The 21399-nt window shown below is 70.0% G+C and carries 14 protein-coding genes and 2 tRNA genes; 8 read left to right on the top strand and 8 right to left on the bottom strand.

The features are described 5' to 3' along the window. Positions 1 to 32: 32 nt before the first annotated feature. Positions 33 to 108: transfer RNA gene (locus KD1_RS05125), tRNA-Lys, on the bottom strand. A 51-nt stretch (positions 109 to 159) separates the two neighbouring features. After that, entirely contained in the window at positions 160 to 792 is a 633-nt protein-coding gene (gene orn / locus KD1_RS05120; RefSeq protein WP_068398460.1) for an oligoribonuclease, read from the bottom strand. A 52-nt stretch (positions 793 to 844) separates the two neighbouring features. On the opposite strand from orn, the gene KD1_RS05115 reads away from it, so the two are divergent. After that, complete coding sequence (locus KD1_RS05115) at positions 845 to 1972, top strand: PrsW family intramembrane metalloprotease (protein ID WP_068398456.1); 1128 nt, start codon at positions 845 to 847, stop codon at positions 1970 to 1972. A 22-nt stretch (positions 1973 to 1994) separates the two neighbouring features. Here KD1_RS05115 and KD1_RS05110 read toward each other — a convergent pair. Beyond that, positions 1995 to 2068, bottom strand: a tRNA-Arg gene (locus KD1_RS05110). Positions 2069 to 2203: 135 nt separating this feature from the next. Here KD1_RS05110 and KD1_RS05105 point away from each other — a divergent pair. The 4 genes from KD1_RS05105 to ettA all read left to right on the top strand — a co-directional run bounded on the left by KD1_RS05105 (position 2204) and on the right by ettA (position 7993). Next, complete coding sequence (locus KD1_RS05105; protein WP_068398453.1) at positions 2204 to 3913, top strand: dynamin family protein; 1710 nt, start codon at positions 2204 to 2206, stop codon at positions 3911 to 3913. Beyond that, positions 3910 to 5601: a GTPase gene (locus KD1_RS05100; protein WP_083542118.1), complete on the top strand. Its 1692-nt coding sequence runs from the start codon at positions 3910 to 3912 to the stop codon at positions 5599 to 5601. The genes KD1_RS05105 and KD1_RS05100 overlap by 4 nt, the downstream gene beginning before the upstream one ends. Positions 5602 to 5734: 133 nt before the next feature. Continuing rightward, positions 5735 to 6256, top strand: a complete 522-nt coding sequence (locus KD1_RS05095) for a single-stranded DNA-binding protein (RefSeq protein WP_068398450.1) — start codon at positions 5735 to 5737, stop codon at positions 6254 to 6256. A 54-nt stretch (positions 6257 to 6310) separates the two neighbouring features. Beyond that, positions 6311 to 7993 carry an energy-dependent translational throttle protein EttA gene (gene ettA / locus KD1_RS05090; protein ID WP_068398447.1) on the top strand — a complete coding sequence of 561 codons (1683 nt, stop codon included), beginning with the start codon at positions 6311 to 6313 and terminating at the stop codon, positions 7991 to 7993. On the opposite strand, the gene KD1_RS05085 is transcribed toward ettA, so the two are convergent. Both KD1_RS05085 and mobA read right to left on the bottom strand, forming a co-directional pair. Further along, the gene (locus tag KD1_RS05085) at positions 7980 to 8624 is read right to left on the bottom strand and encodes a TetR/AcrR family transcriptional regulator (RefSeq protein ID WP_083542116.1); all 645 of its coding nucleotides are present in this window, start codon (positions 8622 to 8624) and stop codon (positions 7980 to 7982) included. The genes ettA and KD1_RS05085 overlap by 14 nt on opposite strands. 70 nt (positions 8625 to 8694) lie before the next feature. Then, positions 8695 to 9342 carry a molybdenum cofactor guanylyltransferase gene (mobA, locus tag KD1_RS05080; RefSeq protein ID WP_068398443.1) on the bottom strand — a complete coding sequence of 216 codons (648 nt, stop codon included), beginning with the start codon at positions 9340 to 9342 and terminating at the stop codon, positions 8695 to 8697. Between the two features lie 217 nt (positions 9343 to 9559). On the opposite strand from mobA, the gene glgX reads away from it, so the two are divergent. The 3 genes from glgX to treZ are packed head-to-tail and all read left to right on the top strand — an operon-like array spanning position 9560 to position 16129. After that, on the top strand, positions 9560 to 11860 hold the full coding sequence (gene glgX, locus KD1_RS05075; protein ID WP_217995800.1) for a glycogen debranching protein GlgX: 2301 nt from the start codon (positions 9560 to 9562) through the stop codon (positions 11858 to 11860). Further along, positions 11857 to 14304, top strand: a complete 2448-nt coding sequence (gene treY / locus KD1_RS05070) for a malto-oligosyltrehalose synthase (protein ID WP_068398440.1) — start codon at positions 11857 to 11859, stop codon at positions 14302 to 14304. The genes glgX and treY overlap by 4 nt, the downstream gene beginning before the upstream one ends. A 1-nt stretch (position 14305) precedes the next feature. After that, the gene (gene treZ / locus KD1_RS05065; RefSeq protein WP_068398437.1) at positions 14306 to 16129 is read left to right on the top strand and encodes a malto-oligosyltrehalose trehalohydrolase; all 1824 of its coding nucleotides are present in this window, start codon (positions 14306 to 14308) and stop codon (positions 16127 to 16129) included. 24 nt (positions 16130 to 16153) lie between these two features. On the opposite strand, the gene KD1_RS05060 is transcribed toward treZ, so the two are convergent. From KD1_RS05060 to KD1_RS05050, 3 genes are read right to left on the bottom strand one after another with little or no spacing between them, the layout of a single operon-like run. After that, positions 16154 to 18100 (bottom strand): MFS transporter, encoded by a 1947-nt coding sequence (locus tag KD1_RS05060; RefSeq protein WP_157073183.1) that lies wholly within the window; start codon positions 18098 to 18100, stop codon positions 16154 to 16156. Then, positions 18097 to 19080: an acyl-CoA thioesterase gene (locus tag KD1_RS05055; protein ID WP_068398546.1), complete on the bottom strand. Its 984-nt coding sequence runs from the start codon at positions 19078 to 19080 to the stop codon at positions 18097 to 18099. Before KD1_RS05055 ends, KD1_RS05060 begins: the two co-directional genes overlap by 4 nt. A 59-nt stretch (positions 19081 to 19139) precedes the next feature. Beyond that, on the bottom strand, positions 19140 to 21272 hold the full coding sequence (locus tag KD1_RS05050) for a RecQ family ATP-dependent DNA helicase (RefSeq protein WP_068398434.1): 2133 nt from the start codon (positions 21270 to 21272) through the stop codon (positions 19140 to 19142). Positions 21273 to 21399: the final 127 nt, after the last annotated feature.

Here is a 21399-nt window from a genome sequence, read left to right as displayed (position 1 = left end):
GGTCCGCCGGCCTTCGTCATACCCATTCACACTGGTGCGCCATCAGGGACTCGAACCCCGAACCCGCTGATTAAGAGTCAGCTGCTCTGCCAATTGAGCTAATGGCGCGCGAGGAAGAACATTACTGGACTCCACGCCCAGGACCAAATCGGCCCCAGATCAGGCGTTCGGCGCCAGCGTGTACTTGGCCGACAGTGCCTTCAACGTGGTCGTGTCGAGGCCGGGCGCGGGCAGGAAGACCGCCTCCCGGTAGTAGCGCAGCTCCGCGATCGACTCCTGGATGTCGGCCAGCGCCCGGTGCCCACCGTTCTTGGCCGGAGCCTGGAAGTAGGCCCGGGGGTACCAGCGGCGGCTGAGCTCCTTGATCGAGGACACGTCGATGATCCGGTAGTGCATGTGCGCGTCGAGCTCGGCCATGTCGCGGGCCAGGAACGCCCGGTCGGTCGAGACCGTGTTGCCACCCAGCGGCGATTTCCCCGGCTCGGGTGCCTGGGACCGCACGTACGCCAGGACCATCTCCTCGGCCTCCCGCACCGAGACTCCCTCGGCCAGTTCGTCGAGCAGCCCGGAGTCGGTGTGCATCTGCCGCACGAAGTCGCCCATCTGGGCCAGCGCTGCCTCGGGCGGGCGGATGACGACGTCGACACCCTCGCCGAGCACCGTCAACTCATAATCCGTGACCAGCGCGGCCACCTCGATCAGGGCGTCGGAGGTCAGCGAAAGACCGGTCATCTCACAGTCGATCCAGATGATTCGGTCGGTGTGTGCGCGGTCGTTGGGCTCCGTTGTCACGCATCGACTCTAGCCGGGGGCCGCGACATCCCACTGCACTAGGGTTTCGCCCATGTCGAGTTCGGTCATGAACCCCACCTCGCGGCCGACGCTACGCCGGTGGCTCGTCGCCGGCCTGATCGGCGCCGGGCTGCTGCTCTGCCTGGCCGCCCTGACCATCTACTTCGGGGCGACCTTCAGCACCGTGGCCATCGTCGTGGGCATCCTCGCAGCCCTGATCCCCGTGGGGATCGTCGTGCCCTCGTTCCTGTGGCTGGACCGGTTCGAGGCCGAGCCCGCCCGGTATCTCATCTTCGCGTTCCTCGCCGGAGCCCTGGTCGCGACCGCGCTGGCGATGGTGGCCAACACCGGGGCGATGGCGGTGTTCCTGGCCGTCACGGACGAGAACTCGGCGCAGGCGACGACGGCGATCTTCGTCGCTCCGATCGTGGAGGAGTCGCTCAAGGGCTCCATCGTCCTGCTCATGTGGTGGTTCCGGCGTCAGGAGTTCGACGGCATCGTCGACGGACTGGTGTACGCCGGCATCGTCGCCGCGGGTTTCGCGTTCACCGAGAACATCCAGTACATGGCCGTCGCCTGGACCGATGGGGGAGCCCAGATGCTCACCGGTGTCTTCTTCGGCCGCGGTCTGCTCAGCCCGTTCGCGCACCCGATGTTCACGTCGTTGACCGGCCTGGGCATCGGCATTGCAGCGGAGTCTCGTTCCTCGCTCGTGCGGGTCGTCGCGCCGGTCATCGGGTGGGTCCTGGCCGTGATCGCGCACGGTGGGTGGAACCTGCTCGCCTTCTCCGGCTCGGGGATTCTCGCGGGCTACCTGTTCATCGGCGTGCCGGTGTTTGTCGCCTACACCGTGTTCGTCATCTGGGTGCGCCGTCGCGAGGGCCGTCTCATCGGCCGATACCTCTCCGACTACGCCGCGTACGGCTGGCTGAGCCCCGGGGAGGTCGAGATGCTCTCCAGCATGCGTGGGCGACGTCAGGCGCTGGGCTGGGCACGACACTCCGGTGGCAGTCAACGGTTCACGGCGATGCGGGCCTTCCAGGACAACGCTTCCGAACTGGCGCTGCTGCGCGCCCGCATGGCCAACGGGCACGCCACCAGCACGGCGCCACAGACGGAGCGTCGTCTCCTCGACGCGCTGTCGCGGTCACGGGCCCAGATGCTCGCGCCGGCCCGCTGAGCGCAGCGCCGGCGACACGATGCGCCCCCGGCAGGACTCGAACCTGCGACCTCGGGATTAGAAGGCCCTTGCTCTATCCAGCTGAGCTACGGGGGCATGCGGTCCGCCGCAGCGGACCTCGACCAGTGTAGGGGCAGCGGTTCGGCGCACCCAGAGCGTCCTTGGGGTGAGCGAACCACGGCCCGTGGCGGTGGCCCGCGTGATCTGCCCCCACTGGATAAGGTTGGCCACATGAGCACCGCCGTCGATGAGTCCGACCGACTGCTCGGCGCGGTACAGACCCTCCGCGACGAGGTGGAACGCACCCGCTTGCCCTTGGATCTGCCGAGCACCACTGCCGCCGAGGAGGAGCGCGCCGCGCTGCTGCACCAACTCGACGACTACGTCATCCCGCGTCTGCAGTCGATCGACGCTCCGTTGCTCGCGGTCATCGGCGGGTCGACCGGCGCCGGCAAGTCGACCTTGGTCAACTCCCTCCTCGGCCGCAAGGTCAGCGCCACTGGCGTGATCCGCCCGACGACGACCTCACCGGTCCTCGTCCACCACCCCGAAGACGCTCGCTGGTTCCACGGGCACCGCATCCTGCCCAGCCTCTCCCGCGTGACCGGTGACCGCCCCGGTACCGGTCAGTCGAACAGCGTCCACCTCGTCGGCGCGGAGCTGTTGCCGGCCGGGATCGCGCTGCTCGACACCCCCGACATCGACTCGGTCGTGCAGGCCAACCGCGCTCTGTCGTGGCAATTGCTCGCCGCCGCGGACCTGTGGCTGTTCGTCACGACCGCCGCCCGGTACGCCGACGCGGTGCCCTGGGAGTTGCTGGAGCAGGCCGCCCAACGCGGCACGGCGGTGGCCATCGTCCTCAACCGGGTCGGTCAGGAAGACGCGGTGAAGGTGCGTGACCACCTCATCGGCCGCCTGCGGGAGCACGGTCTGGGCACCTCGCCGGTCTTCGTCATCCCCGAGTCGACTCTCGACGACGCTGGGCTGCTGCCCCAGGCCACGACCGAGCGTCTGCTGGCCTGGCTGACGGCCCTCGGCGGCGACCCGCATGCGCGGCGCGTCGTCATCCGTCAGACGTTGGAGGGGGCGCTGCACTCGATCGACGCGCGCACCGGCACGCTGATCGAGGCCGCGCGGGCCCAGCAGTCGCAGACAGCGGCACTGATGACCGAGGTCGACCTCGCCTACGCCGAGGCGGAGCACGGTGTGGCCCAGTGGGTCAGTGACGGCCAGTTGCTGCGCGGCGAGGTCCTCGCCAGGTGGCAGGAGTTCGTCGGGACGGGTGAGTTCTTCAAGAAGGTCGAGTCCACCGTGGGGCGTTGGCGCGATCGTCTGACCGCCGCCCTGCGCGGCCAGCCCTCGCCGCAGCAGAACCTCGGCGAGGCACTGCACACCGGCGTGGCCGATCTCGTGGTCGCCCAGTCGAACACGGCCGCGCAACGGGTGGTGCGCACCTGGCGCGGCACCGAGGCAGGCCGGGCGCTTCTGGCCGACCACCCCGAACTGGAGCGCGGTAGCCGCGGCTTTCACGACACCGTCGACCGGATGGTGCGCGACTGGCAGGGCGAAGTGCTCGACCTCGTGCGCGCCGAGGGTGCCGACCGGCGGACCAGCGCCCGGATCGCCGCCTACGGCGTCAACGGCGTGGGCCTGCTCCTCATGCTCGTGGCCTTCTCCCACACCGGCGGACTCGTCGGCGCCGAGATCGGCATCGCCGGCGGGACCACGGTGCTCGCGCAGAAGATCCTCGAGGCGATCTTCGGCGACCAGGCCGTGCGCACCATGGCCGCCAAGGCACGTGACCTGCTGTCGGCACGCGTCTCCGCCCTGCTCGACACCGAACGTGCCCGCTTCGAGACCGCCGTCGGTGCGGTCTCGGTGACCGATCGCCAGGTGGCCCGACTCGAACTGGCCGCAGCCGAAGTGGAGGCAGCATCGTGACGCCCGTGTTCAACACCACACGACGTCGGAGCGCGGAGGCCGCGCCGCAGATTTCCGCCGACACCCTCGCCGACCGTCTGCAGTCCCTGGAATCGGCGCTCATCAGCGGTGGTTCCCAACTCGACCCGGTCAAGGTCGATGCGGCCGAGCAGGTCACCGCGAAGGTGCACGAACGCATCCGGCTGACCGGGGGCCGGACCGTCGTCGCGCTCGCCGGGGCCACGGGGTCGGGCAAGTCCAGCCTGTTCAACGCGCTCGTCGGCGAGGACGTCTCCCGTGTCGGGGTGCTGCGCCCCACGACGTCGAAGGCCACCGCGGCCATCTTCGGTGACGAACCGGCCGGGGACCTGCTCGACTGGCTCAAGGTCGGAGCCCGGCACACCGTCAGCGGCGACGACACCTCGCTCGACGGCCTGGTGCTGCTCGACCTGCCGGACGTCGACTCGTTCGAGACCGCACACCGGGACGAGACCGAGCGACTGCTGGCCCTCGTCGACGTCTTCGTGTGGGTCACCGACCCCCAGAAGTACGCCGATGCGAGGCTCCACGACGACTTCGTCGCGGCCTTGGCCGATTACGACACGCTCATGCTCGTCGTGCTCAACCAGTCCGACCGGCTGACGCCGCCGCAGGTGCAACAGTGCCTCGATGACCTGCGCCAGATCCTCGTGCGGGACGGGATCACCGCCCCGCACGTCTTCGCCACCTCCGCCACTACCGGTGATGGTCTGCCCCAGTTGCGCGCCGAGTTGGAGCAGGCGGTCAGCGGTTCGACCGCGGCTCGCGTCCGGTTGGCGACCGACCTGACGACCAACGCCCGCGCGCTGCGCTCCGATGTCGCCGACTCGGAAACCGACCCCACCACCCTCGCCACGCCGGGGTTGGTCGATGCGCTCTCGCGCGCCGCAGGTGTGCCGACGGTGCTCGACGCGGTGGGCCGGGACTTCCGGCAGGAGTCCCTGGCGCGCACCGGGTGGCCGTTCACCCGGTGGGTGCAGGCCCTGCGCCCGGATCCGCTCAAGCGGTTGCGGGTCAACGGCTCCGGTCGCAGCGGCAAGATCACCGAGGCGGATGTCCGTCAGGTGCTGGGCCGCTCGTCGATCCCGCCGCCGACCCCGGCCGCACGAGCCGCGGTCGATTTGGCCACGGCGGGCATGGCCGATCGCGCCGCGACCGGTTTGCCGGTGCGGTGGGGCGAGGCCGTGACCGACGCGGCGAGCCCGGGCGACGACAATCTGGCCGATGCCCTCGATCAGGCCGTGATCGCGGCTCCGCTGCGGGGCCGGGCGCCGCTGTGGTGGAGCATCTTGGGTGCGCTGCAGGTGCTCTTCGCCCTGACCGCCATCGTCGGGTTCGTCTGGCTGGCGGTCCTCGGGGTGGCCGCGTGGCTGCAGGTCGACATCCCGACCCCGCAGACCGGCCCCTTCGGCACGCCGTTCGTGCTCCTGGCCGGCGGTTTGCTTTTGGGCGGGCTCCTCGCCCTCCTCGCCAAGCCGCTCGCCTCGGCCGGTGCGCGTCGTCGCACCGCCCAGGTTGCCGCGGACCTGCGGGAACGAATCTCCGGGGTGGCCCAGAACGAGCTCGTCGCGCCGGTGGCGGACGTGCTGGCCCGTCACCGGGAGACCCGCGAGCACCTGCAGGCGGCGGCGGGACAACCGTCGCGTCCAGTTGTCCACAGGTCGGCCTGACCGGCCTTCGTCATCCACAGCCGCGGATTCGCCCCATGACGGGGGCGAGTCGCAGCCCTGAGAGTGGTCGTGCCCGGCGGACCCGCCGGAGCGATCGAGCGCCCCGCGGGGCGCACACTTCAAGGAGTGCGGTGTGAACGAGACCTACGTCAACGTCTGCGGCAATGTCAGCACGGAGCCGGTGACCGGCATCAGCCAGGCCGGTGATGCCTTCACCTTCTTCCGTCTCGCCGTGACGGTCCGGCGGCAGAACAAGGATGGGTTGTGGGAGGACGCCTACACGAACTGGTTCGACGTCAAGACCTGGCGCTCACTGGCGAGCAACTGCGCCCGATCGATCAAGAAGGGGGAGGCGGTGATGGTGCGCGGTCGACTCAAGACCACGAGCTACGAGCGCGGTGACGGCACCACCTGGTACGGGTTGGAGATCGACGCCTCCGCGGTCGGGCACGACCTCAGCCGCGGCACCACCGAGTTCACCAAGGGCGTGCGGGGGCGCGGCCCGGAGGCCGAGCGCGACCCGGTCGTCGCGGCCGCCCACCAGTCGATGGACGACGAGGCCCGGGAGCAGGCGGAGCGCGAGCAGGCGGAGCGGGAGCACGCCGAACGTGACTTCGACGTCGTGCCCGACGGTGAGTTGGTCCCGGTGCCCTGACCCGGATCGAGCGGTGGATTCGGGCTGGGGGAGCGGACTGGCTAACCTTCCCTCATGCCCGAGTTCATCTACACCATGGTCAAGGCGCGCAAGGCGCACAACGAGAAGGTCATCCTCGACGACGTGACGATGTCGTTCTACCCGGGCGCCAAGATCGGCATGGTCGGTCCCAACGGCGCCGGCAAGTCGACGATCCTCAAGATCATGGCCGGCCTGGACAAGCCGTCCAACGGCGAGGCCCAGTTGGCGAAGGGAGCCACCGTGGGCATCCTGCTGCAGGAGCCCCCGCTGACCGAGGACAAGACCGTCCTGGAGAACGTGCAGGAGGGTGCCGGCGAGATCAAGGCCAAGCTCGACCGGTACAACGAGATCTCCGAGCAGATGGCCGACCCGGACGCCGACTTCGACGCCCTCATGGAAGAGATGGGCAAGCTTCAGGAGGAGATCGACCACGCCGACGCGTGGGATCTCGACAACCAGCTCGAGCAGGCCATGGACGCGCTGCGGTGCCCGCCGCCGGACGCCGACGTCACCGTCCTCTCCGGTGGTGAGCGTCGCCGTGTCGCGCTGTGCAAGCTGCTGCTCCAGAAGCCCGACCTGCTGCTCCTCGACGAGCCGACCAACCACCTCGACGCCGAGTCGGTCCTCTGGCTCGAGCAGCACCTGGCCGAGTACCCCGGCGCCGTCGTCGCCGTCACGCACGACCGGTACTTCATGGACAACGTCGCGCAGTGGATCGCCGAGGTCGACCGCGGCCGCCTCTACCCCTACGAGGGCAACTACTCGACCTACCTGGAGAAGAAGCAGGAGCGTCTGCAGATCCAGGGCAAGAAGGACGCCAAGCTGGCCAAGCGGCTGGCCTCCGAGCTGGAGTGGGTCCGGTCCAACGCCAAGGCTCGCCAGACCAAGTCCAAGGCCCGCCTGGCCCGCTACGAGGAGATGGCGGCCGAGGCCGAGCGCACCCGCAAGCTCGACTTCGAGGAGATCCAGATCCCGCCGGGCCCGCGCCTGGGATCGAAGGTCATCGAGGTCACCAACCTCACCAAGGGCTTCGGCGACCGCGTGCTCATCGACGGCCTGTCGTTCTCGCTCCCACGCAACGGCATCGTCGGCGTCATCGGCCCCAACGGCGTCGGCAAGACGACGCTGTTCAAGACCATCGTCGGGCTCGAGCCGGCCGACGCCGGCACCGTCGACATCGGTGAGACGGTGAAGATCTCCTACGTCGACCAGTCTCGTGCCGGCATCGACCCGGAGAAGACGCTCTGGGAGGTCGTCTCCGAAGGGCTCGACCACATCCAGGTCGGTCAGGTCGAGATCCCCTCGCGCGCCTACGTCAGCCAGTTCGGGTTCAAGGGTCCGGACCAGCAGAAGAAGGCCGGCGTGCTCTCCGGTGGTGAGCGCAACCGCCTCAACCTGGCGCTGACCCTCAAACAGGGCGGCAACCTGCTGCTCCTCGACGAGCCGACCAACGACCTCGACGTCGAGACCCTCGGCTCGCTGGAGAACGCGTTGCTGGAGTTCCCCGGCTGTGCCGTGGTCATCAGCCACGACCGGTGGTTCCTCGACCGGGTGGCCACGCACATCCTCGCGTACGAGGGCACCGAGGAGAACCCGGCACGGTGGTACTGGTTCGAGGGCAACTTCGAGGCCTACGAGAAGAACAAGGTCGACCGGCTCGGCGAGGAGGCCGCCCGCCCCCACCGGGTCACCTACCGCAAGCTCACCCGCGACTGACCAGCCGCAGCGCGAGGTCCGCGTACGTCGTCGCGATGTGGTCGGGCGTCTCGCTGACGCCCGTGTGGTACCACCGGGCGACGTCGACGATCATCGACGTGATCGCCAGCGTCGTCAGCCGCAGGTCGGTCACCTCGAAGACGCCCTGCTCGACGCCGTCGCGCAACACGGTGGCGAACGTCGAGTCGATCTCCTTGCGCAGCCGCAGCACCTCGGTGCGGTGCTCGTCGGAGAGGTGGCGGAACTCGTACTGCACGATGTGGGCCAGTTGGTAGTTCTCGGCGTGCCACTGGGCGAAGGACGTGACGAGGGCGCGCAGGGCGTCCTCGGGATCCGACGCGGCCGCGGCGGCCTCGCGCAGGGCGTCGCGGGCGACCACGTGACCTTCGCGCGACAGGCGATAGAGCAGGTCCTCCTTCGAGGAGAAGTGGACGTACACGCCGGCCGGGCTCAGACCGGCGCGTGAGGCGATGTCCCGCGTCGTCGTCGCGTGGAACCCCTTCTGTGAGAAGGCATCTGCGGCGGCGGTGAACAGCCGGAGGATCCCCGGAGGCACCGTCTCCTCGGCCAACGCCTGTGCGTGGGTCGAGGCGGTCGGACGGACGGGCGCGCCCACGGAGTCGGGAGTCATGTCCGTCAGGATGCCTCAATCACCGCGAGGTAAGCAATCGCTTACCTCGCGGTCGTGGGCGAGGAGCCCGTCAGTCGGTCTCGGGTTGCGGCGCCGTGAGTTGTCGATCCCAGTCCCGGGCCTGCTCCCACGTGTCCACGCCCTCGACCAGGGCAGGGTCGATCCTGATCGAGGTCACCTCGAGGTGGGCGAGCACCTGTTCCATCGTCGGAGCGTCGCCCGCGGACGTCGCGGTCGTGGCGTCGAGTGCACCCATGGCCGCCGCGAGCGAGGGGGTCCGGTACAGGGCGAAAAGGGGCATGGGGCGACCGTCGGTGCCGATCAACGCGAAGGCGTCCACACTCGGCTCCGGTGTGCGTGACTTCTTGAGCAGTCGCACCACCGCCTGATCGGCCCGGGGTAGGTCGCAGGCCAGCACCAGGGTCCACGGGCTGGGGGTGCGACCCAGCGCCAGACGGCGCAGCCCGGCGCTCACCGCGGCCACGGTCCCCGAGTGGGGTGGCTCCTCGCAGGTCTGGAGCACGCGCGGGGGCAATTGCCGGGGTGGGCCGACGACGACGGTGGCCCGCGCGGCCAGGGTGGCGGACATCGCCCGGTCGAGCAAGCGGACCCCGCCGACGACCAGGGCGGCCTTGTCGACGCTGCCCAGGCGATGACCGCGCCCGCCTGCCAGGACGAGCGCGTCGTGGGTCACCGGCCCCCGCGGCGTCGTCGACATCAGCCGCCCACGAGCAGTCGAGACACGGTACGCATAGCCCGGATCATTGCAGACCCAACCGAGTCTGGGGCACTTCTGGCGGACACGCCGTGACTCCGGGTCTGTTTGCGACGCGCGCAGCGATCCATAAGGATGAACGGGCTGGACTGTTCACCGACCTCCGGGTCCGCAGGGGTCCGTCCGGGACTCCGACAGTCGGCGCAGATCGGATGGAAACGTGGACATGTGGCCAGGAAAACCGTACCCGCTGGGTGCGACCTACGACGGCACCGGCGTCAACTTCGCGCTGTTTTCCGACATCGCGACAAAGGTGGAGCTCTGCCTGATCGACGACGACGGCACCGAGGTCCGGCACACGCTTCCAGAGGTTGACGCCTTCGTCTGGCACGGCTACATCGTCGGCATCCAGCCCGGCCAGCGCTACGGGTTCCGGGTCCACGGCGACTTCGACCCGGCCACGGGTGCCCGCTGCGACCCGTCCAAGCTGTTGCTCGACCCGTACGCCAAGGCGATCGACGGAACCATGCAGTACGACGCCTCGCTCTTCTCCTATGACCCGGCCGGCGACCCGGCGCAGTTGGCGCCCGAGCCCAAGGACAGCCTCGGTCACACGATGCTGTCGGTGGTGACCAACCCCTTCTTCGAGTGGGGCCAGGACCGCCACCCCGCCCACGAGTATCACGAGTCGGTGATCTACGAGGCGCACGTGCGCGGTCTGACGATGACCCACCCGGAGGTCCCCGAGGAGATCCGGGGCACCTACGCCGCCGTGGCCCACCCGGCGATCATCGACCACCTCAAGGCCCTGGGCGTCACCGCCATCGAACTCATGCCCGTCCACCAGTTCGTGCAGGACTTCCACCTGCAGGAGCAGGGGCTGCGCAACTACTGGGGCTACAACACCATCGGCTTCTTCGCCCCGCACAACGAGTACGCCGCCTACGGCACGCGTGGCCAGCAGGTGCTCGAGTTCAAGACCATGGTCAAGGCGCTGCACGCGGCGAACATCGAGGTCATCCTCGACGTGGTCTACAACCACACCGCCGAGGGCAATCACATGGGCCCGACCCTGTGTTTCCGCGGTATCGACAACAACTCGTACTACCGTCTCGTCGGGGACAACCAGGCCCACTACTACGACACGACCGGTACCGGGAACTCCCTGCTCATGCGCAGCCCCCACGTGCTGCAGATGATCATGGACTCGCTGCGGTACTGGGTCCTCGAGATGCACGTCGACGGGTTCCGCTTCGACCTGGCCGCCACGCTGGCCCGCCAGTTCCACGAGGTCGACAAGCTGTCCGCGTTCTTCGACCTGATCCAGCAGGACCCGGTGGTCAGCCAGGTCAAGCTCATCGCCGAACCGTGGGACATCGGCGACGGCGGCTATCAGGTCGGCAACTTCCCGCCGCTGTGGACGGAGTGGAACGGCAAGTACCGCGACACGATCCGCGACTTCTGGCGCGGGGAACCCTCGACCCTGGGTGAGTTCGCCTCCCGGATCTCCGGATCGTCGGATCTGTATGCCCACTCGGGTCGTCGACCGGTCGCCTCCATCAACTTCGTCACCGCGCACGACGGGTTCACCCTGCGCGATCTCGTGTCGTACAACGACAAGCACAACGAGGCCAATGGCGAGGAGAACCGTGACGGTGAGTCACACAACCGCTCCTGGAACTGTGGGGTGGAGGGTGACACCGACGACGCGGGCGTGCTGGCGCTGCGCGCCCAGCAGCAGCGCAACATCCTCACCACGCTGTTGCTGTCCCAGGGCGTGCCGATGCTTCTGCACGGCGACGAACTGGGTCGCACCCAGAAGGGCAACAACAACGGCTACTGCCAGGACAATGAGATCTCTTGGGTGCATTGGGACCTGGCGGATTCGCAGCGGGACCTCCTGGACTTAACCCGCCGCCTGATCCAGTTGCGCCAGACCCACCCGGTCTTCCGGCGTCGCCGGTTCTTCGCCGGAGAGGCGGAGCACGGCGGTGAATCGGATCTGCACGACATCGAGTGGTTCAAGCCCGAGTTCGGGCACATGAGCAGCGAGGACTGGTCCAACGGGCTGGCCCGTTCCATCATGGTCTTCCTCAACGGTCAGGCCATTCAGGAGCCGGACCCGCGCGGCCAGCCGATCGTCGACGACCACTTCCTCCTCATGCTCAACGCGCACTACGAGCCGATCGAGTTCACCCTGCCCGACGCGGACTACGGCGAGCAGTGGTTCATCGAGATCGACACCGCCGCCGAGACGGTCGGCACCGACCCGGTGTCGGCCTCGAGCACGATCAACGTCCAGGGCCGGAGCGTCGTCGTGTTGCGCAGCCCACTGGTGGCCCCGAGCGGTCCGCCGCCGGGTGCCGCGGCGCCGGCCGCCGCCTCCGAGAGCGCCGCCGGCACCAAGCAGGCGATCCCGCAGGCTCGTGAGGACGGTGCCACGAACGGCGAGTCGACGTCGGAGGCCCCCCAGGAGGCACCCGCCGAGGGCGAGCACGCGCAGGAGGACCCGGCACCATGACGCACCGAGCCGGCCAGGGCCGCACGACCCCGCTGAGCACGTACCGGGTGCAGTTGCAGCCGGAGTTCACCTTTCGTGACGCGCAGCAGGTCCTGCCCCACCTGGCCGCGCTCGGCGTCAGCCACCTATACCTGAGCCCGATCCTCCAGGCCTCGCCCGGTTCGACGCACGGCTATGACGTCGTCGAACACGGCGAGGTCAACCAGGAGATCGGTGGGCGTGACGGTCTCGAGGAACTCGCCCGCGAGGCGAAGGCCCACGGTCTGGGGCTGATCGTCGACGTGGTGCCCAACCACATGACCACGCCCACCCCGGCGTGGCTCAACACCCAGTGGTGGTCCCTGTTGCGTGAGGGACCGGATTCCCCGTACGCGTCGTGGTTCGACGTCGACTGGGTCTCCGAGCAGGGCGACATCCTGGTTCCGGTGCTCGGCGACCGACTCGAGTCCGTGTTGGCCGCCGGTGACCTGGTCCTCGCCCCCGACGGCGGCGAACACGGCAACGAAACCGTCGTGCGGTACTTCGACCACGAGTTCCCGGTGCGCCGCGGGACGGCCGGCCTCCCGCTGCCCGAACTTCTCGAGGCCCAGCACTATCGGCTGGCCTTCTGGCGCGCCGGCGCCGGCCGGCTGAACTACCGGCGATTCTTCGACGTCTCCTCGCTCGTGGCCGTGCGGGTCGAGGATCCGTCCGTCTTCCGGGCCACACACGCCCTCTTCCGCGACTTGATCCACACCGGGACGGTCGATGGACTGCGGATCGACCACCCCGACGGCCTGGCCGACCCGCAGGGCTACCTCGACCGCCTCGCCGAGGCCACCGGCGACGCGTGGGTCGTCGTCGAGAAGATCCTTGAGGGCGAGGAGGAGGTGGAGGAGGCGTGGCGCTGTGCCGGCACGACCGGTTACGACGCACTCCTGCGTATCGGCGGGCTGTTCGTCGATCCGGCCGGTGAGGCATCGCTCACCGCGCTGTGGCACGAGATCTCGGCCGATCCGCGCTCCGTCAATGAGGTCGTGGCCGAGTCGAAGGCCCTCATCGTGCGGACCGGGCAGGCCGCCGAAGTGGCGCGTCTCGAACGCCTCGTGGCGCGGGCCCGCCCCGACCTCGAGGGCCAGGCCGTCACCGATGTTCTCGAGGCCCTGCTCGTGGCGATGCCGCGGTATCGCGCCTACGCCCACCCCGGGCGTGAGATGACCGTCGGTGCCCGGGAAGCCCTCGACGAGGCCGTCGCCGGATCGCGGGGCGTGCTGCCGCCGCAGGTCCACGACACCCTGGACGCGATCGCCGCGCTCGCGGTCGGCGACGGCGGTCAGAACGAGCGCGCGACCGCAGATTTCGTCACCCGATTCCAGCAGACCTGCGGACCGGTCATGGCCAAGGGCGTCGAGGACACCGCCTTCTACCGGCATCTGCGGCTGGCCGCGCTCAACGAGGTCGGCGGTGACCTCGCGCGCTTCGGGGTGTCGCCGACCGACCTGCACGCCTTCGCCGCCCGGCGCCTGACCGACTGGCCGACGACGATGACGACCCTCTCGACGCATGACACCAAGCGCAGCGAGGACGTGCGCGCCCGGCTGGCGGTGCTGAGCGAACTGCCCGATGAGTGGGGCCGATGGCTCGAGTCCGCGCGCGCCAGCGTGGCGGAGCGCCGTGGGGCCCGGGTCGACGGGCGCGTCGAGTACCTCATCTGGCAGACCCTCGTCGGGATCGCCGCCGATGACGGCACCGTGGCCGCCGATCGCCTGCACACCTACGTCGAGAAGTCGATGCGCGAGGCGAAGGAACAGACGACGTGGACCGAGGTCGACGCCGATTACGAGGAGCAGGTGCACGCGTTCGTCGACACGGTTCTCGGCGACGCGGCGGTCACCGATCACGTCGCGGCGTGGCTGGCTCGCACGGCCGCCGCGACGCGGGCGAACATCCTCGGGCAGAAGCTCGTTCAGCTCATCCACCCGGGCGTGCCGGACATCTACCAAGGCACTCAAGTCACCTCGCTCGTGCTCGTGGACCCCGACAACCGCGCACCGGTCGATCACTCGCGGATCGCCGCTCGGCTGGCTGAACTCGACTCCGGCGCGTCCCCGCGAGACCTCGACGACGAGAAGTTGGCCGTGACCGCCCAGGCGCTGCGGGTCCGCCGAGACCACCCCGAGTGGTTCATCGGCGAGGCCGCGACGTGGGTCCCGCTCGAGGCGAGCACCGAGCACGTGTTCGCCGTGGGGCGCGGGGACCACTCCGGCGTGCACGTCGTCGCGCTCGCCGCTCGCCTGACCGAGTCGGTCGCGGCTGCCGGTGGGTGGGGCGACGCGACGATCACCCTGCCGCCGGGGGCGTGGCGCGACACCCTGACCGGGCGCGAAACCGCCGGCGGCACCCAACCGGTGGGCCACCTGCTCGAGGCCGGGCCGGTCGCGCTGCTCGTGCGGATGGAGGCCTGACATGGCGTCTGGAGACGTCCGGGTCTGGGCGCCGACCGCGCCCGCCGTCGAGATCGAGATCGGGTACCCGGCGCAGCGACGCGAACCCCTCACCCCGGTCGGCGGGGGGTGGTGGCGGTGGGACGGAGATCCGAGCGCCCAGATCCCGTTCGACTATGCCTTCGTCATCGACGGGCAGGCCCACCCCGACCCGCGCGGTCTGGCGTTGCCGCACGGCGTGGACGGGCCCAGCCGGTGGTTCGACCCGTCCCGGTTCGGCTGGACCGACGCCGCCTGGCGCGGGCCCCGCGACGGCGTCGGCGCCCTGGGGGGAGTGCTCTACGAACTGCACGTCGGGACGTTCACCCGGGCCGGCACCCTCGACGCGGCGATCGATCGACTGGACCATCTCGTCGACCTCGGCATCGACGTCGTCGAACTCATGCCGCTGGCGCCGTTCCCGGGCCGGTGGGGGTGGGGTTACGACGGCGTGGCGACGTACGCGGTGCACGACGGGTACGGCGGGCCGGAGGCGCTGCAGCGCTTCGTCGACGCGGCCCACGCGCGAGGACTCGGGGTCTGTCTGGACCTCGTGTACAACCACCTCGGTCCCTCCGGCAACCACCTGTGGGCCTTCGGTCCGTACTTCACCGACGACCACCAGACTCCCTGGGGCAAGGGCCTCAACCTCGACGGTCACGACAACGCCGAGGTGCGGCAGTGGGTGCTCGACCACGCCGTGCAGTGGGTGCGCGACTTCCACGTCGACGCCTTCCGGCTCGACGCGGTCCACGCCCTTCAGGACGACTCGCCTCGGCACCTGCTCGCCGAGTTGGCCGACACCGTTCACGCGTTGGCCGCCGACCTGGGCCGACCGGTGCACCTCATCGCCGAATCCGACCTCAACGACGAGATCATGGTCACCCCGACCGATCGCGGTGGTCGCGGGATGGACGCGCAGTGGGACGACGACATCCACCACGCCCTCCACGTCACCGCGACGGGGGAGAACCAGGGGTACTACGCCGACTTCGGCGGGGGCACTGCGGCGTTCCCCGACGGCGGGCCCGTGGCGGTGCTGGCGACGGTGCTGCAGGAGGTGTTCCTCCACAACGGGCGGATGTCGACGTTCCGCGGCAAGGTCTGGGGTCACCCGGTGGAGCCGGCCGGCCGGGCCGACCGATTCGTCGCCTACCTCCAGACCCACGACCAGGTCGGCAACCGGGCCACCGGTGATCGGATCGGCGTGACGGCCGGTCCGACGCGGCAGGTCGCCGCCGCGGCGCTCTACCTGCTCTCGCCGTACACGGCCATGGTGTTCATGGGCGAGGAGTGGGCTGCCTCGACCCCGTTCGCATACTTCACGTCGTTCGACGATGTGGCGCTGGCCGAGTCGGTGCGGCAGGGCCGCCGCCGTGAGTTCGCCACCCACGGATGGCGCGAGGCCGACATCCCCGACCCGCAGGCCGAATCCACTCGCGATGCCAGCGTGCTGCGCTGGGAGGAACGCGGGAGCGCCGATCACGCGCGCGTCTGGGAGGCCTACCGGACCCTGATCGCCCTGCGCCGGACCGTGCCGGATCTGGCTTCGGGCCGGATCGATGAGATCGCCACGGACTTCGACGAGAGTGGGCGATGGGTGTCGATGCGGCGCGGTGACGTGCACGTCATCGCGGCGTTCGGTGAGACCGCGGTGTCGGTCCCGGCGCCGGCGGGTGCGGAGGTGCTGTTCGCGATGGACGGTACGTATGCCGACGGGGACGTGCAGCCCGAGGGTGGAACGATCGATGAGGCGACCGTACGGTTCTCCGGTCCTGGCGTGATCGTCCTCCACGGTTCGAGGTGATAGCGACCGCTGGAGCGGTCGCTATCACCTCGAACCGGCGGGGGACGGCGGGGGCGGCGCCGCCAAGTCGGTGTCGACCTCGCGGGACACGCCGATGGTCGTCAGCGTCGTCGTCGACGTCGCCCCCGTGACCGGGTCGACCACCGTGACGACGTGGCGACCGTGGCGGGGGAGCGGCAAGGACCAGTGACCGGTCACGTCCGTGCGGGTCGTGCCCGCGGACTGACCGGTCAATTGGGTCACCGCGACCAGCGCCCCGCCGACGGGCCGACCACCGCTGACCACACGCCCGGACAGGTCGAGGCGGTGACCCAGGTCGATGTCGTCGTGACTGCCCGGCGCCAGGTCGAGCAACGCCCCGGCCGGGTCGTAGCCGTCGGCGGCGACGACCCGCAGGTAGCGTCCGGGGGAGGGGACGACCAGCGACCACGTGCCGTCGCTCTCGACCCGTGACCAGTCGACCTGCGAGCCGGCTTCGGTGAACACCGTCACGACGGCGGTGCGCAGGGGCCGGCCGGCGTCGTTGTGCACCGTGCCGGTGACCACGAGCTCGGCCGACTTGGCGACCTCCGGGCCGGCCGCGGGAACCGGTTCGAGGCGCGGGATGAGCGCGGTGACGACGGCACCGAGCAGGGCTCCTCCGGCCGCGATCCAGAACACGTGCTGGAAGGCCGCGAACGCCGGCAGGCTCTCGCCGTCGACGACCACCGTGGTCGTCGACAGCAGGGACGCGACGACCGCGCTCGCCACGGACGTGCCGACCGAGCGGAACAGGACGTTGAGGCCGTTCGCGGCGGCGGTCTCGGTGATCGGCGTCGCGGTCATGATGAGGTTCGGCATGGCGGCGTAGGCGATGCCCGCGCCGCCGGCCACGACCATCGCCCCGACGGCGACCATCCACGCCTCGTGACTGAGGAAGACGCGCGAGACGTACCCGACGGCGAGGGTGAGGAGACCGATCATCAGCGTGACTCGGCCGCCGAAGCGGCGGATCCAACGGGCGGCCAGCGGCGCGGCGGCGATCATCGCCAGGCCGCCGGGGAGCATCCACAGGCCGGCGATCAGGGCGGTGAGGCCGAAGCCGTACCCGGTGCCCGACGGCAACTGCAGCAGCTGGCTGGTCGAGAGGTTGTTGCCCAGCAGGGCAAACCCGGCGAGCAGCGCGGCGATGTTGGTCAGCAGGATGGGGCGGCGTGCGGCGGTGCGCAGGTCGACCATCGGGTGGGTGGCGCGCAGTTCCCAGGGCACCCACGCGGCGATCAGGACCACCGCGAGCAGGGCCAGCAGCAGCGTGCGTTCATGCGTCCACCCCCAGTGTCCGCCCTTGGTGATGACGAGCAGCAGGGCGACGAGGGCGAGGCTGAGCAGCAGGGCTCCGACGATGTCGAATCGGCCGGGGGTTCGCACCGTCGACTCCGGCACGACGATGAAGACGGCCACGAACATGATCAGCCCGAAGATGGCCGAGAACCAGAACACCCAGTGCCAGCTGAAGTTGCCGGCGATCAGGCCGGCGACGACCGGGCCGATCGCGGCTCCGACACCCATCGACGAACTCATGAGTGCCACGGCGCCGGTGACCCGCTCGCGGGGCAGCTCGTCGCGCAACACGCTGATCCCGACCGGGATGAGGGCCGCGGCGAATCCCTGCAGCACGCGCCCGAGAACGATGACCGGCAGCGTTGTGCCCAGGGCCCCGATCACCGATCCGACGGTGAGGACGGCCAGCGACAGCAGAATCATGCGCCGTTTGCCGTACATGTCCGCCGCGCGCGAGACGATCGGCGTCGAGACCGCCCCGCTGAGCAGCGTGGCGGTCACCAACCAAGAGGTGTCCTCGGTGCTCGTGCCCAGGGAGACCTGGATCTCGAGAAGCAGGGGGATGACCAGCGTCTGCTGGAGCGAGACGATGGCGCCGGTGATGGCCAGGACCGCGAGCAGGATCGTGTCGCGGCGCCCGGTCGAGGTCATTCGGCCTCGGCGCGAAGTGACTCCTTGATCCGGAGCATCCCCTCCTGCGCCACGGAGGCGAGCAGGAGCCCGTCGGGGGAGTAGATGTGTCCGATGCCCAGACCGCGACCACCCTGTGCGGACGGCGAGTGCTGGTCGTAAAGCACCCAGTCGTCGAACTTCACGGGTCGATGGAACCACATCGAGTGGTCAAGGCTGGCCGCGCGCAGACGTGGTTCGGACCACACGAGCTGGTGCTCGCGGATGATCGTCTCGAGGATCGTGTAGTCGGAGGCGAACGCGAGCACCGCGGCATGCAGCAGTGGGTCGTCGGGCAGGGCACCGACGGCGCGCAACCACACGCTCTGCTTGTAGGAGCGGTGCGTGGCCTGGGCGTTGTAGAGGTTGCCCTGGACGTGACGGTGCTCGATCGGCCGGGGAATGATCTGCTTCGTCCCCGGCAGGTCCATGCCCGTGTAGTACTCGCCCAGCGAATCGAGCTCCTCGGGCCGGGGGACCACCGGCATCGGCCGCTGGTGCTCGATACCCGGAGCCGGGTCCTGGAACGAGGCGGTCATCGTCAGAATCGTCTCGCCGTCCTGCAGGGCGTAGACCCGCCGCGCGGAGAACGAGTGGCCGTCACGCAGGTGCTCGACCGCGAAGCGAATCGGCTGCGAATCGTCACCGGTGCGCAGGAAGTAGGCGTGCAGCGAGTGGATCGGCCGGTCGGGGTGGATGCTGCGAACGGTCTGGCCGGCGGCCATGATCGACTGCGCCAGCACCTGTCCGCCGAACACCCGGTGGTGGCTCGTGCGCAGGCTGCGGGCGATGAAGACCTCGGCGCCGATGTCGGCGAGGGCGTCACCGCCCTCGTGCATCGCCACCTTGCTGCGGGTCTCACCCACTCGGGTCAGATCGAGCACGGCCAGCAGGTCGGCCAGTGCCTCCTGGAGGTCGAGGTCGGTCGGCTCGAGCGAGGTGTCGGTGTTGTCCCCGGTCATGGTGCTGACGATAGCGACGCGCAGTTTCGCGGTGGCGGGCACCCCTCCCTTGACGGCCGCTACCCGTCGATGGCAAGGGCGAAGGGCAATACCGCTTCGGCGCTGGCCCGACGCAGCTCCCGCCCCGCCACGGTGAGCGACCACCTGGAGGAGACGAGGTCGTCGACGAGCAGGACCGGGCCGGGATGGGCGGCTAGGGCAGCGCCGAGGTCGGCGCCGACCGCAAAACGCTGCCACGTCGAGGCGAGCCGGAAGGCGCTGTTCCCGCCCGGGCCCGCGGTGGGGCCACCGTCGACGAGATCGAGCGTGCCGAGCAGGGGCAGCCGCCCGATCTGTGCCAACTGGGCCGCCAGGCTCCCGACGAGGACGGGCCGGCCGCGGCTGGGCATGGCCACGACCCCGGTCGGTCGGGTCGACCACCCCCACTGGGCGAGCACCTGCACGCAGGCCCTGACGACGTCCGGGGGCACCGGGGCGTCCGGCTCGCTGAGCAGGGCACGCAGGCGCGGGCCCCAACCGAGGTCGGTGAGCCGGGAGAGGGCTTGACCTTCGGCGAGGAGCTCGCCGGGGGCGAGGCGCCCCTTGACCTCGACGCCGAGCGCAGCCATGCCGGAGGGCCACTGCGAACGCGGTTCGATCGGCGTGCCGACGCGGGCCAGGCCGGCGGTGGCGGTGCGCAGAGCGGCGTCAGGCAGATCGGTGGGGAACCACGCTCCGGCGCAGGTGTCACACCGGCCGCACGGCGTGGCCGAGGGATCGTCGAGAAAGCGTTGGAGCATCGCCATGCGGCATTCAGTGGAGCGCTCGTAGTCGAGCATGTGCTCCTGCTCGGCGCGCCGCGCCTGCGCGACCCGCTCGTAGCGCGGAGCGTCGTAGTGCCAGGGCTGCCCCGTCGCGATCCAGCCGCCCTTGACCCGGGTCACCGCCCCCTCGACGTCGAGCACCTTGAGCAGCAGGTCGAGACGGGTGCGGCGGATGTCGACGCGCGACTCGAGGGCCGGCACCGAGAGCGGGCCGGACGCCGTCGCCAGCGTGTCGATCACGGCGGCGGCCTGGGCCGGGTCCGGCATGGCGGCGGAGGCGAAGTAGGCCCAGATCTCGCGGTCGTCGGTGCCGGGCAGGAGCAGGACATCGGCGTTGTCGGTCGCTCGACCGGCGCGGCCGACCTGCTGGTAGTACGCCACGGGCGAGGCGGGCGCACCCAGGTGGACGACGAAACCGAGATCCGGCTTGTCGAAGCCCATACCGAGCGCGGAGGTGGCCACGAGGGCCTTGACCCGGTTGTGTCGAAGGTCCTCCTCGAGCCGCGCGCGATCCTCGGTGTCGGTGCGGCCGGTGTAACTGCGCACCTCATGGCCGGCGGAGCGCAGCGCGGTCGCGACGTCCTCCGCCGCCGACACGGTCAGGGCGTAGATGATGCCGCTGCCGGGCAGGTCGTTCAGGTGGGCCAGCAGCCAGGCCAGGCGGCGCTCGGCGTTGGTCGGGGGCAGCACCCCCAACCGCAGCGACGCGCGAGCCAGGGGGCCGCGAATGGTCAGGACCTCACGTCCACCGACGCCCAACTGCTCGACCACGTCGTCGACGACGCGTTGGTTGGCCGTCGCGGTCGTCGCCAGGACCGGCGTGTCGGAGGACAGGTCGGAGAGCAATTCGCGGATCCGCCGGTAGTCGGGCCGGAAGTCATGCCCCCAATCGCTGATGCAGTGGGCCTCATCGACGACCACCAGGCCGGCGCGCGCGGCGAGGTCGGGCAATTGCTCGGCGCGGAAGACCGGATTGGACAGGCGTTCGGGGGAGACGAGCAGGACATCGACATCGTCGGCGGCCAGACGATCGCGCACCTCGCCCCATTCGGTGGCATTCGCCGAGTTGATCGACACCGCCCGCACCCCGGCGCGCTGCGCGGCGGCGATCTGGTCACGCATCAGGGCGAGCAATGGCGAGACGATCAGCGCCGGACCGTAACCGGCCGCCCGCTGCAGCGCCGCCGCGACGAAGTAGACGGCCGACTTGCCCCACCCGGTGCGCTGCACGACCAACACCCGACGGTGGTGCTGCACGAGCGCGGTGATGGCCTCGAGCTGACCGTCGCGGAACTGCGCGTCGTCACGGCCGACGAGCTGCCGCAGGGTCGCGACCGCGGCCTGCTCGAGGTCGGCGGAGGGCCCGGCGTCGGCGTGGGGTGTCGTCATGGTCCTCCACGCTAGGCGACAGCCCCGACACCGCAGTGCGGTCATCCACAGGGAAACGCCCCGGACTATCGTGTCCGGGTGACGACCAGCACCGAGGACCCCGGCACCGACCCCGTCGGCCCCACCG

The sequence above is a fragment of the Kribbia dieselivorans NBRC 106261 genome (genome assembly GCF_001552435.1).
GTDB classification, from domain to species: Bacteria; Actinomycetota; Actinomycetes; order Actinomycetales; family Dermatophilaceae; genus Kribbia; species Kribbia dieselivorans.
The sequence above is the reverse complement of the archived record's forward strand: the minus strand, read 5'-3'. Positions and strand labels throughout refer to the sequence as shown.